This is a genomic window from Smaragdicoccus niigatensis DSM 44881 = NBRC 103563, assembly GCF_000380645.1.
Classification (GTDB): Bacteria; Actinomycetota; Actinomycetes; order Mycobacteriales; family Mycobacteriaceae; genus Smaragdicoccus; species Smaragdicoccus niigatensis.
This window is the reverse complement of sequence record NZ_AQXZ01000016.1, coordinates 1-12,439: the sequence shown is the minus strand read 5'-3', so window position 1 is coordinate 12,439 and position 12,439 is coordinate 1. Positions and strand designations below refer to the sequence as shown.

9 protein-coding genes and 1 rRNA gene are annotated in these 12,439 nt (G+C 62.5%); 7 read left to right on the top strand and 3 right to left on the bottom strand.

Going from position 1 to position 12,439, the window contains the following annotated elements; all coding sequences use genetic code 11:
* Nucleotides 1–46 precede the first annotated feature (46 nt).
* The 4 genes from F600_RS0110465 (at nucleotide 47) to F600_RS0110450 (ending at nucleotide 5,952) form a co-directional block, all read left to right on the top strand.
* Nucleotides 47–1,243, top strand: a complete 1,197-nt coding sequence (locus F600_RS0110465; RefSeq protein WP_018160564.1) for an argininosuccinate synthase — start codon at nucleotides 47–49, stop codon at nucleotides 1,241–1,243.
* The gene (argH, locus tag F600_RS0110460; protein ID WP_018160563.1) at nucleotides 1,243–2,673 is read left to right on the top strand and encodes an argininosuccinate lyase; all 1,431 of its coding nucleotides are present in this window, start codon (nucleotides 1,243–1,245) and stop codon (nucleotides 2,671–2,673) included. Before F600_RS0110465 ends, argH begins: the two co-directional genes overlap by 1 nt.
* A 94-nt stretch (nucleotides 2,674–2,767) precedes the next feature.
* Nucleotides 2,768–5,704: an AMP-binding protein gene (locus F600_RS0110455; RefSeq protein ID WP_255222396.1), complete on the top strand. Its 2,937-nt coding sequence runs from the start codon at nucleotides 2,768–2,770 to the stop codon at nucleotides 5,702–5,704.
* 29 nt (nucleotides 5,705–5,733) lie between these two features.
* Nucleotides 5,734–5,952, top strand: coding sequence for a Trm112 family protein (locus F600_RS0110450; RefSeq protein WP_026306395.1), 219 nt, complete (start codon nucleotides 5,734–5,736; stop codon nucleotides 5,950–5,952).
* On the opposite strand, the gene F600_RS0110445 is transcribed toward F600_RS0110450, so the two are convergent.
* The 3 genes from F600_RS0110445 to F600_RS0110435 are packed head-to-tail and all read right to left on the bottom strand — an operon-like array spanning nucleotide 5,949 to nucleotide 8,079.
* Nucleotides 5,949–6,554 (bottom strand): TetR/AcrR family transcriptional regulator, encoded by a 606-nt coding sequence (locus F600_RS0110445; RefSeq protein WP_018160560.1) that lies wholly within the window; start codon nucleotides 6,552–6,554, stop codon nucleotides 5,949–5,951. The two genes, F600_RS0110450 and F600_RS0110445, sit on opposite strands and share 4 nt — an antisense overlap.
* A complete protein-coding gene (locus F600_RS0110440) occupies nucleotides 6,551–7,306 on the bottom strand; it encodes an ABC transporter permease (RefSeq protein WP_018160559.1) in 756 nt (251 codons plus the stop codon). Before F600_RS0110440 ends, F600_RS0110445 begins: the two co-directional genes overlap by 4 nt.
* Before the next feature lie 2 nt (nucleotides 7,307–7,308).
* Complete coding sequence (locus tag F600_RS0110435; protein WP_018160558.1) at nucleotides 7,309–8,079, bottom strand: ABC transporter ATP-binding protein; 771 nt, start codon at nucleotides 8,077–8,079, stop codon at nucleotides 7,309–7,311.
* Nucleotides 8,080–8,165: 86 nt separating this feature from the next.
* Here F600_RS0110435 and F600_RS0110430 point away from each other — a divergent pair, with 86 nt between their 5' ends.
* The 3 genes from F600_RS0110430 (at nucleotide 8,166) to F600_RS0110420 (ending at nucleotide 12,120) form a co-directional block, all read left to right on the top strand.
* Nucleotides 8,166–8,771 (top strand): DNA-3-methyladenine glycosylase, encoded by a 606-nt coding sequence (locus F600_RS0110430; protein WP_026306393.1) that lies wholly within the window; start codon nucleotides 8,166–8,168, stop codon nucleotides 8,769–8,771.
* 17 nt (nucleotides 8,772–8,788) lie between these two features.
* Nucleotides 8,789–10,060 carry a tyrosine--tRNA ligase gene (gene tyrS / locus F600_RS0110425; protein WP_026306392.1) on the top strand — a complete coding sequence of 424 codons (1,272 nt, stop codon included), beginning with the start codon at nucleotides 8,789–8,791 and terminating at the stop codon, nucleotides 10,058–10,060.
* 543 nt (nucleotides 10,061–10,603) lie between these two features.
* A 16S ribosomal RNA gene (locus F600_RS0110420) occupies nucleotides 10,604–12,120 on the top strand.
* Nucleotides 12,121–12,439 lie beyond the last annotated feature (319 nt).

Below are 12,439 nucleotides of genomic sequence, written 5' to 3'. Positions count from 1 at the left end.
GCAGAATGCATGACAGACATACGAGCTAGAAGGAGCCTTCAGAATCATGGCTGACCGCGTTGTACTCGCTTACTCCGGCGGGTTGGACACTTCCGTCGGCATCAGCTGGATCGGCAAGGAGACCGGCGCTGAGGTGATCGCGGTCGCGATCGACCTCGGTCAGGGCGGCGAGGACATGAACGCCGTTCGCCAGCGCGCGCTTGATTGCGGAGCCGTCGAGTCGATCGTCGTCGATGCTCGGAACGAGTTCGCGGACGACTACTGCTTGCCGACCATCAAGGCGAACGCGCTCTACATGGAGCAGTACCCGCTCGTCTCGGCGATCAGCCGTCCGCTGATCGTCAAGCACCTCGTTGCCGCCGCCAAGGAGCATGGCGCTTCGACCGTCGCCCACGGTTGTACCGGTAAGGGCAACGACCAGGTGCGCTTCGAGGTTGGTATCGGTGCACTCGCGCCGGATCTGTCGGTCATCGCGCCGGTCCGCGACTACGCGTGGACGCGCGAGAAGGCCATCGCCTTCGCCGAGGAGCACAAGCTGCCGATCACGGTGTCGAAGAAGTCGCCGTTCTCGATCGACCAGAACGTGTTCGGCCGCGCTGTCGAGACGGGATTCCTCGAGGACCTGTGGAACGCGCCGACGAAGGACGTCTACGACTACACCGAGGACCCGGCGCTGAACTTCGGTCGCCCGGACGAGGTCATCATCTCCTTCGAGCGTGGTCGCCCGGTTGCGATCGACGGTCGCCCGGTCACCGTTCTCGAAGCGATCGAGGAGATGAACAAGCGGGCTGGCGCCCACGGCGTCGGTCGTCTCGACATGGTCGAAGACCGTCTTGTGGGCATCAAGAGCCGCGAGGTCTACGAGGCCCCGGGTGCGGTCGTCCTTATCCAGGCTCACCGCGACCTCGAGACGGTGACGCTCGAGCGCGAGCTCGGTCGCTACAAGCGTCAGGTTGAGCAGCGCTACAGCGAGCTCCTGTACGACGGCCTCTGGTACTCGCCTCTCAAGCGCGCTCTCGACAGCTTTATCGAGGACACCCAGCAGCACGTGTCGGGTGAGATCCGGATGACTCTGCACGGCGGAAGTGCGGTCATCAATGGTCGTCGTAGCGCGGAGTCGCTCTACGACTTCAACCTTGCGACCTACGACGCCGGCGATACGTTCGACCAGTCGCTCGCCAAGGGCTTCGTCCAGATCCATGGCCTGTCGTCGAAGGTTGCCGCGCGCCGGGACCTCGCCTGATGAGCACCCCCGAGAAGGGCGCTGGAACCAACACCGGCGCCCTCTGGGGTGGGCGATTCGCGAGCGGCCCCGCCGAGGCGATGGCCGCGCTGAGCAAATCCACTCAGTTCGACTGGGTGTTGGCGCCGTACGACATTCGCGCTTCCAAGGCGCACGCTCGTGTGCTCACCAAGGCTGGCTTGCTCAGCGAGCCGGACCTCGCTGCCATGCTCGACGGACTTGATCGCCTCCTCGCGGATGTTCTCTCCGGAGCGTTTTCGCCGGCGGAATCCGACGAGGATGTTCACGGCGCTCTCGAGCGTGGACTCATTGATCGGGTCGGCGCCGAACTCGGCGGTCGGCTGCGTGCCGGTCGTTCGCGGAACGACCAGGTCGCAACCTTGTTCCGCATGTGGCTTCGCGATGGAGTCCGCCGCGTCGCCACGGGCGTACTGGATGTTGTCGAAGCTTTGACCGCCCAGGCGGTGGCACATCCGGACGCGATCATGCCCGGTAAGACGCACTTCCAGGCGGCCCAACCGGTCCTGCTCGCACATCAGCTTCTCGCGCACGCGCATCCGCTCCTGCGTGACGTCGAGCGCATCCGAGACTTCGATAAGCGCGCGGCAGTCTCTCCGTATGGTTCGGGTGCTCTCGCGGGTTCCTCCCTGGGCCTCGACCCGGATGCGATCGCCGCGGACCTGGACTTCGACAGCGCGGCCGACAACTCGATCGACGCTACGTCGTCCCGCGATTTCGCCGCCGAGGCCGCCTTTGTCCTCGCGATGATCGGCGTCGACCTCAGCCGTCTGGCCGAAGAGGTGATCGTCTGGTGTACACCGGAATTCGGCTACATCACGCTGGCTGACGCGTGGTCGACCGGTTCGTCGATCATGCCGCAGAAGAAGAATCCGGACGTCGCGGAGTTGACTCGCGGCAAGTCCGGACGACTCATCGGCAACCTGACCGGTCTCCTCGCGACGTTGAAGGCTCAGCCGCTCGCGTACAACCGTGACCTGCAGGAAGACAAGGAACCGCTGTTCGACTCGGTGGCGCAACTGGAGCTGCTGCTGCCGGCGATCGCGGGTCTTGTGTCGACGTTGACGTTCCATACGGACCGGATGGCCGAATTGGCGCCGGCTGGTTTCACGCTCGCGACGGACATCGCAGAGTGGCTCGTTCGTCAGGGCGTCCCATTCCGTGTCGCGCACGAGGCCGCGGGTGCCTGCGTTCGTGTCGCGGAGTCTCGTGGTGTCGGTCTCGATGGCCTGACCGACGAGGAGTTCGCGGCAATCGATCCGGCGTTGACTCCCGGTGTTCGTGCGGTACTCACGGTGGCTGGTTCGGTGGCGTCGCGAAACGCCCGTGGCGGAACCGCTGCGCCGCAGGTCGCACGGCAAATCGATAGCGTTCGCGCGGCGGTCGAGTCGGCGCGGAGCTGGGTCGGGTAACTGCCGCCACAAGTGGTATCCGTGCGGGATCGCGTTGTGAGAGTCTGGAACGGTCAACTGGCGGTTCTGAATTGATCTTCGGCAGGAGTGGCGAGTGGCTTTGAACCCAGCGTCGATGATCGGGTCTGTCCAGCGCCTGATGGCGACGGCGCAGAACGGATTGGAAGTCCTCCGATACGGCGGACTGCAGGTCGAGCGCGCCTCGTCGCCCAGCGAAGTCGTGGTGCGCAAGCGGATGTACGACCTGCGCCACTACTTCCCCGGCGAACAGACCTCGGGGCTTCCTCCGGTACTGCTGATCCCGCCACTGATGGTCGACGCGACCATCTACGACGTTCAGCGTGACGTCGGCGCCGCGAGCGTTCTCAATCGTGTCGGTATGGACGTCTGGGTCGTGGACTTCGGCAAGCCGAACGAGGTCGAGGGTGGACTCGAGCGCACGATGGCCGATCACGTCGTCGCCGTCAGTGAGGCGATTGACGAGGTACGTCACGAGACCGGCCGTGCTGTCCACCTCTGTGGGTACTCGCAGGGCGGCATGTTCTGCTACCAAGCCGCTGCTTACCGACAGTCCGCGGGTATCAAGAGCATCATCACGTTCGGCAGCCCGGTCGATCTCATCGCAGGTCTTCCCTTCGGCCTTCCCGCCGGTGTTGCCGTGCGCGGCGCCGAATTCATGGCTGACCATGTCTTCAACCGCATCGCTGTTCCGGAGTGGATGGTCCGCACCGGTTTCCAGATGATGGATCCAGTCAAGACCTTGAAGTCCCGTGTCGATTTCGTGCGCCAGCTGCATGACCGCGATGCGCTGCTGCCGCGCGAGGCACAGCGTCTGTTCTTGCAGCGTGACGGTTGGGCTGCGTACCCGGGGTCGGCACTCGCGGAGCTCCTCCGGCAGTTCGTCGCCCACAACCGCTTGATGACCGGTGGCTTTGTCATCGACGACCGCACCCTGACACTTGCGGACGTCACGGTCCCGATCCTGGCGTTCGTCGGCGAGGTCGACGACATCGGACAGCCACCTGCCGTGCGCGGAATCAAGCGTGCCGCGCCTCGAGCGCAGGTGTATGAGGCGTCGCTGCGGGCCGGTCACTTCGGTCTGGTGGTGGGCAACACCGCAGCCGAGCGCAGCTGGCCGATCACCGCGCAATGGATCCAGTGGATCGAGGATCAGGGCCCGCGTCCGGCCGAAGTGCACGAGATGTCCTACGAGGATCCGGACTCGGGTGACGCTGCCTCGAAGCTGACCCGAACCGCTCAAGCCGCGATGAGTATGGGCGCGGGCTTGGGTATGGACATCATCGACTTCGCAACGTCGGCATTCCGCGGGACGATCCAGGCCGGTGGCGAGGCCGCCCGCACGTTGCCGAAGCTGAGTCGTCTCGGTCTGCTGAAGCCGCAGACGCCGATTTCGCTCGGTTTGCTTCTCGAGGAGCAGGGTCGGCGCGCCCCGCTGGGCGAATGCTTCTTGTTCGAAGACCGCGTTCACACGAATGCGGCGGTCAACACCCGTATCGACAACGTCGTGCGCGGTTTGGTGGATGTCGGCGTACGTCCGGCCACGCGAATCGGCGTTCTCATGGAGACGCGACCCAGTGCGCTCGCGACGATCGCTGCACTGTCCCGACTCGGCGCGATCGCCGTCCTGCTTCCGCCTGGTGGAAACCTGGCTGAAGCGATGGAATTGACCGGCATCGACACCATCGTCGCCGACCCGGACAACCTGGCGGCCGCGGCTGCAGTGTCGCCTCGAGTGCTGGTGCTCGGTGGTGGTGAGGCGCGTTCCCTGAGCGTCGACGACGCTACGAATGTCATCGACCTCGAGAAGATCGATCCGGCGGCTGTCCAGTTGCCCGGCTGGTATCGACCGAACCCGGGGCAAGCGCAGGAACTTGCATTCATCCTGTTCGGTTTGACCGCTGGGCGACTCGAAGCCAAATACGTCACCAACTATCGGTGGGCGGTGTCAGCATTCGGTACGGCCAGTGCGGCCGACCTCAGCAAGACCGACACCGTGTACTGCCTTGCCCCGCTTCACCATTCATCGGGTCTGCTGGTGAGTCTCGGAGGCGCGATTGCCGGTGGCTCGCGCATCGCTCTCGCGCGTGGCTATGACCCGGAGCGGTTCGTCGACGAGGTCTACCGCTACGGCGTCACGGTCATCACCTACACGTGGCTGATGATGCGTGATCCGCTTCAAGCCGGTGCGGTGCCGCTCGACCGTGATCACCCGGTTCGACTGTTCATCGGATCGGGTATGCCGCCGGGTCTGTGGGAGCGAGTGTCGGAGGCCTACGCCCCGGCCCGCGTCCTCGAATTCTTTGCCTCGACCGAGGGCGACGTCGTTCTTGCGAACGTTGCAGGCCTCAAGGCCGGTTGCAAAGGACGGCCGGTTCCGGGCACGGCGTCGGTTGAACTCGTTGCGTTCGATCCCGTCGGCGGCCGCATCATTGAGGACGAGGGCGGCTTCGCTCGCCGCGCGGAAGACGGCGAGATCGGGTTGCTACTCGGCGTCGCCTCGCAGAACGTCGACCTCATCAACAGTGCGACGATGCGCGGTGTACTGCGACAGGGCGACTCCTGGGTATCGACCGAAACCCTGTTCCGCCGCGATGCCGACGGCGACTACTGGCTTGTCGATGGCCGGCGTGGGGTTACCTTGACCCCGCACGGACCGGTCTATTCGCAGCCGATCATTGATGCCCTCGAAGTCGTCCGCGGTGTCGACTTCGCGGTGACCTATGGCGTCGGCCGCAAGGACGCGAAGGTGTCTGTTGCCGCCATCGTTCTCCTGCCCGGCGCCGAAATCACCGGCTATCAGATCGGCGGTGCGCTGTCGCGTTTGGCGAGTGGCGAACGGCCGGACATTGTGCACATTGTCGATGGTCTGCCGTTCGGTGCTTCGGCTCGACCGCTCACCACTTCGCTGGTGGAGTCGGGACTTCCTGCCCCGGGTAAGAACGCGTGGTCGCGGAGCGGCGATGATTACGTTCCGCTGACTGCGGCCGCAGTGAGGTTCTTCAGCGTGTGAAGCGTTTTCGGCGTGAGAAAGGCAAGGAATTGAGCTCTGCGCTTGACCCGGTGCTCCTGGAAATCCTGGCGTGCCCGCAGGACCACGGACCGCTATTACTGGTTGACGAGGTCCTGTTCTACAACCCGCGTCTACGCTGCGCCTACCGCATCGAGGATGGCATTCCGGTTCTCCTGACCGATGAAGCCCGCTCGGTGACTGACGCCGAGCACGAGGAGTTTGTCGCGCGCGGAAAGTCGTTCGGCTAGAGCGGTCCGGTCAGGAATCGTTGGAGGTTCGGCGCGAACAATCGCACGACCTCTTCGGCGGGCATCGACGCCAACGGTTCAACGGCGATGAGCTTTCGTGCCACACCCAAGCCGGCGATCTGCGAGAAAACGAGCGTTGCCCGTTTGCGGCCAGTTCCTTTCGGCTCGTCGATGCGCTCCCGGATGTCCTTGAGCACGACGTCGAGCACGAACGATCGAAGCAACTCCGGTTGCGACCCTGCGATGAAGCCGCGGAATGCGGCTACCAGTCCTGGTCCGGCGGGGGAGTCCCACGCGCTGAGCACAGTCCGTAGGATCGCTTCACCAAGCTGATCGACGGGAACCGCACGGAGCGCCGACACGATCAACGTTGGGTCGATGGGAATGTCCGTTGCAGCGAGGAACAGGTCTTTCTTCGAGCCGAAGTAGTGGTGGACCAGGGCCGGGTCGACCTCTGCGATCGCGGCGACGGCGCGAATCGTCGTCTTGTCGAACCCGACCTCCGAGAAGCGTTGTCGCGCAGCCTCGAGAATCGCGTCACGCGTGGCGGGAGAACCGGGACGTCGCCCGGTTCTCCCAGCGTCTGCCGCAGCGGGCGTCATTCCGTCCGCCTGCGCAAGGTGGCTGCGCCGATCGCGAGTGCGACGACCGCGAATCCGGCGACGATGCCCAGGTCCATCCACATCTCCCCGGTCGCTTCAGTGTGGTGTGCGACTTCGCCGAGCGCGTCGACGGCGTAGCTCAGCGGGAGCACGTTGCTGATTGCTTCGAGCCAGTTGGGCAACTGGTCGCGCGGCACGAGCAACCCGCACAGGAAGAACTGTGGCAGGGCGATGACCGGCATGAACTGGACTGCCTGGAATTCGGTCTTTGCGAACGCCGAGGCGAGCAGACCAAGCGCGACGCCCAGAACGGCATCGAGGACGGCAACGAGGATGACGAATCCCGCTGCGCCCTTGGTGTCGAGCCCGAGAAGTCCGAACGAGACCGCTACCGCAACGGCTGCTTGGACGCCGGCCGCGACGGAGAACGCGGTGCCGTAGCCCGCGAGCAGGTCGAACTTCGCCATCGGCGTTGTCATGAGACGCTCGAGCGTTCCCGAGACACGCTCCCGCTGCATAGTGATTGCGGTGATCAGGAACATGACCACGAACGGCAGAACACCGAGCATGGGGACACCGATACGGTCGAAGAGCTTCGGTTCGCCGGGGAACGTCGGGTAGTCCTGGTAGATGAAGTACAGGAGCGTCATCAGCAACGACGGCACCATGACGATCATCCCGACCGTTCGATGATCGGCTTTCAACTGCTTGAGGATTCGGCCTGTTGTGGCGACATAGGCGCGCGGGTTCATGGTTAAGCACCTCCGGCGAGTGCAGGTTCGGCGTGGGTCCGGATCAGTTCGAGGAACGCCTCCTCGGTGTTCTGCCGGTTGGTCGTTGCCCGCAGTTCGGCGGGGGAAAGCTGGGCGAGCAGATACCCGTCGCGCATCAGCAGGAGTTTCTCGCAGTGCTCGGCCTCGTCCATGACGTGGCTTGAGACCAGGAGTGTTGTGCCTTGTTCGGCGAGCGCATGGAAGTGCTCCCATAGTTCGACGCGGAGTACTGGATCGAGACCGACGGTCGGTTCGTCGAGGATGAGAATCTCTGGTTTGGCGACGAGCGCGCATGCCAGCGACGCACGCGTTTGCTGGCCGCCGGAGAGTTGGTCACCGAGGTTCTTGGCATGACCAGTGAGCCCCACGGCCTCGATCGCGTCCGCGACCTCGGATTTGCTGCGTCCATACAGGGCGCCGAAGTAGCTGACGTTGTCGGCGACGGTGAGGTCTGGGTAGATGCTCGGTGACTGCGTCACGTACCCGACGCGGCGGCGCAAATCTTTACTGCCAGCCGGCTGGCCGAGGACCGTCACAGTTCCGCTGGCCACGATCTGTGTTCCCACGATGCTCCGCATGAGCGTGGTCTTTCCACAGCCAGACGGCCCGAGAAGCCCAGTGATCGACCCCTTTTCGACAGACGCCGAGAGTCGGTGGAGCACTTCTCGTTTTCCGCGGCGCACCGTCAGATCGGCGATATCGATCGCGAAGGGGTCGCGGCTGATGACGTCGGCGGTCGAGTGCTTCGACATGGTGTGCCTCTATTCAACAAGCGATGAATTCAACTGATGATGAATTTATAGCGCGGCGAGTTGCCAAGGTCAAGGACAATGGCGATGTGACTTGCGAGGCACTCACGGTGATGGACCCACCGTCGGCGGCACGGTGGTTGCTCGGTGCCACGCTCACGGCCGGACGGGTGTCGGTACGGCTCGTCGAGGTCGAGGCCTATGGATCGGACCCGGCGGGACCTTGGCCGGACCCTGCCGCGCACTCGTTTTGCGGTCCGACGCTTCGGAACTCAGTGATGTTCGGCCCGGCGGGTGTTGTCTACGTGTACTTGAGCTACGGGATTCATCGCTGCATGAACATCACCGTCGGTCCCGTCGGCACGGCCGGCGCTGTTCTGCTCCGAGGCGCAAATGTTCTGACCGGTCACGACGAAGCGTGGGAGCGGCGACCTACCGCAAAGAGGGAGAGCGACCTGGCGCGCGGACCCGGAAACCTTGCAGCTTGCTTGGGCGTCACGCTCGGCGACAACGGGGCGGATACGACCGGTGGAGGTCGTTTTGTCCTTCGCGCGGGACAAGGGGAAGTCGTTGAGTCGGGGCCTCGAGTCGGTGTATCGGTCGCGGAGAGTGTTCCATGGCGGTTTTGGATACCCGGCGAGCCAGGAGTCTCGGCGTACCGACGGAGCCCACGCGCCCCGACGCTGAACGGTTAGGCGAGGATAGAGGGGTGGTGAACGTGAACATCGTCGACGAACTGACCTGGCGCGGACTGATCGCGCAATCGACCGATCTCGACTCGCTTCGCGAAGCGACGTCGACCCCGATCACGCTGTATGCCGGGTTCGACCCGACAGCGCCGAGCCTGCACGCTGGCCACCTGGTACCGCTTCTCGTTCTGCGTCGTTTTCAGGCGGCCGGCCACCGACCGATCGTTCTCGCGGGTGGTGCGACCGGTCTGATCGGTGACCCACGCGATGTCGGCGAGCGAACGATGAACGCCTCGGACACCGTTGCCGGCTGGGCCGATCGTATCCGTGGCCAACTGGAGCGATTCGTCGATCTCAGCGATGGCCCTAATGGCGCGATCGTCGCCAACAACCTCGATTGGACTAGCCAGCTCTCCGCGATCGATTTCCTTCGCGATCTCGGCAAGCACTTCTCGGTCAATGTGATGCTCGCGCGGGAGACTGTCAAGCGTCGGCTGGCGGGGGAGGGAATCTCCTACACCGAGTTCAGCTACATGCTGCTGCAGGCGAACGACTTCGTGCACCTGCACCGAGAATTCGGCTGCTCGCTCCAGGTCGGTGGGTCGGACCAGTGGGGCAACATCATCGCTGGCGTCGACCTGAACCGAAAGGTCAACGCCGCATCGGTGCATGCACTCACCGTTCCGCTCGTGACGGCCGCGGACGGTACGAAGTTCGGAAAGTCGACCGGCGGCGGAAGCCTGTGGCTCGACCCGACCATGACGAGCCCGTACGCCTGGTACCAGTACTTCGTGAACACGGCTGACGCCGATGTCATCCGCTATCTGCGGTGGTTCACCTTCCTGACGCGCGACGAACTCGAGGAGCTCGAGAAGGAAACCGCGGAGCGCCCGTTCGCTCGTTCCGCACAGCGTCGGCTGGCCGCGGAGATGACGACGCTCGTCCACGGTGAGGCGAATACGCGTGCGGTGGAACTCGCGAGCCAGGCGCTGTTCGGCAAGGGGGATCTCCGCGATCTCGACGAGGGAACGCTCGAGGCGGCACTGCGCGAAGCGTCAGTAACGGACGTTGCTGCAACTGAGCCGCGCACGATCGTTGACCTCCTGGTTGCGACGGGACTGAGTGAATCTCGCGCAGCTGCCCGTCGCACGATCCGTGAAGGGGGCGCGTCCGTGAACAACGAGCGCATCGCCGACGAGGAGTGGGAGCCGGCTTCGGACGACCCGATTCACGGAAAGTGGCTGGTCATCCGCCGTGGCAAGCGCAACTTCGCGGGTGTCTGTCTGCATGGATGACACCTGCCCGAAAGAAATTTGAAACTTTCTTTTGGGCCCAAGATCGCTTGGCGGCGCGAGGCAGGTGTTCTGACCTGCGGAAATGATCACCAGAATCGCGTCTACCAGGGGATTTGACGGTGCGCAGCAGATTCCCGTAACTTTCTTCAAGTCAGAGCGACACGGACACCGACTCCAAGCCGAAAGGCAAGGGAGACAACGAGGTTGGACGAAGCGAACTGACTCAGGCAGGACCTGGAACCTAGTTCCGATTTACTGCCGAAACCCTTCTGATTCGAAGTTTTGACGACTTCGATACGAAGGTGTAAGCTAGAACGGTTGCGTCAAAACGCCCCGAAGGGGTAGAGAAGCAGCGCGTGTTGTTTGAGAACTCAACAGTGTGTCGACAAGATTAGATTGTCAGTGCCAAATTGTTTTGGCTGGCTCTTCGCTTGTGAGAGTCAGTGGATTTATTTTTTTTAGTCAGTCATTTTTGGCTGGCGTGAGTTTTTGTTGGGTTCAACATTCACTCGTTTTTTCTGAAAACTTTGTTTTCTAGATTTTTCGATGGAGAGTTTGATCCTGGCTCAGGACGAACGCTGGCGGCGTGCTTAACACATGCAAGTCGAACGGTAAGGCCTTCGGGTACACGAGTGGCGAACGGGTGAGTAACACGTGGGTGATCTGCCCCCTACTCTGGGATAAGCCTGGGAAACTGGGTCTAATACCGGATATGACCTTGGGCTTCATGGTTCTTGGTGGAAAGTTTTTTCGGTAGGGGATGAGCCCGCGGCCTATCAGCTTGTTGGTGGGGTAATGGCCTACCAAGGCGACGACGGGTAGCCGGCCTGAGAGGGCGACCGGCCACACTGGGACTGAGACACGGCCCAGACTCCTACGGGAGGCAGCAGTGGGGAATATTGCACAATGGGCGAAAGCCTGATGCAGCGACGCCGCGTGGGGGATGACGGCCTTCGGGTTGTAAACCCCTTTCAGTCGGGACGAAGCGAGAGTGACGGTACCGATAGAAGAAGCACCGGCCAACTACGTGCCAGCAGCCGCGGTAATACGTAGGGTGCGAGCGTTGTCCGGAATTACTGGGCGTAAAGAGCTCGTAGGCGGCTTGTCGCGTTGTTCGTGAAAATTTACCGCTCAACGGTGAACTTGCGGGCGATACGGGCAGGCTAGAGTACTGCAGGGGAGACTGGAATTCCTGGTGTAGCGGTGAAATGCGCAGATATCAGGAGGAACACCGGTGGCGAAGGCGGGTCTCTGGGCAGTAACTGACGCTGAGGAGCGAAAGCGTGGGGAGCGAACAGGATTAGATACCCTGGTAGTCCACGCCGTAAACGGTGGGCGCTAGGTGTGGGTTTCCTTCCACGGGATCCGTGCCGTAGCTAACGCATTAAGCGCCCCGCCTGGGGAGTACGGCCGCAAGGCTAAAACTCAAAGGAATTGACGGGGGCCCGCACAAGCGGCGGAGCATGTGGATTAATTCGATGCAACGCGAAGAACCTTACCTGGGTTTGACATCTACCGGAAAGCCATAGAGATATGGCCCCCCTTGTGGTCGGTAGACAGGTGGTGCATGGCTGTCGTCAGCTCGTGTCGTGAGATGTTGGGTTAAGTCCCGCAACGAGCGCAACCCTTGTCCTGTGTTGCCAGCGGGTTATGCCGGGGACTCGCAGGAGACCGCCGGGGTCAACTCGGAGGAAGGTGGGGACGACGTCAAGTCATCATGCCCCTTATGTCCAGGGCTTCACACATGCTACAATGGCCGGTACAGAGGGCTGCGATACCGCGAGGTGGAGCGAATCCCTTAAAGCCGGTCTCAGTTCGGATTGGGGTCTGCAACTCGACCCCATGAAGTCGGAGTCGCTAGTAATCGCAGATCAGCAACGCTGCGGTGAATACGTTCCCGGGCCTTGTACACACCGCCCGTCACGTCATGAAAGTCGGTAACACCCGAAGCCGGTGGCCTAACCCCTTGTGGGAGGGAGCCGTCGAAGGTGGGATCGGCGATTGGGACGAAGTCGTAACAAGGTAGCCGTACCGGAAGGTGCGGCTGGATCACCTCCTTTCTAAGGAGCTCTAAGGAGCTATTCCTTGAATCAGCATCGTCATCACCGTTCGTGTGGTGGATGCTTCTGGGTGGAACGCTGATAATCGCGACGACGTGAGGTTCATTCGGACCGAAGGTTGTTCATTTTCTTGTGTGGCACACTGTTGGGTCCTGAGGCAGCACGCCCCGGGCATGCGAGTGCACGGAGTGGTTGTTTCGTGTGTTGTTTGAGAACTGGACAGTGGACGTGAGCATCTGACTTCACGAAGAGGCCGGCTACCGTATGGTGGCGGGTGTTTCTTTGTGGGGTTTTATTCTTTGTAGTGTTTTTGTTGAGG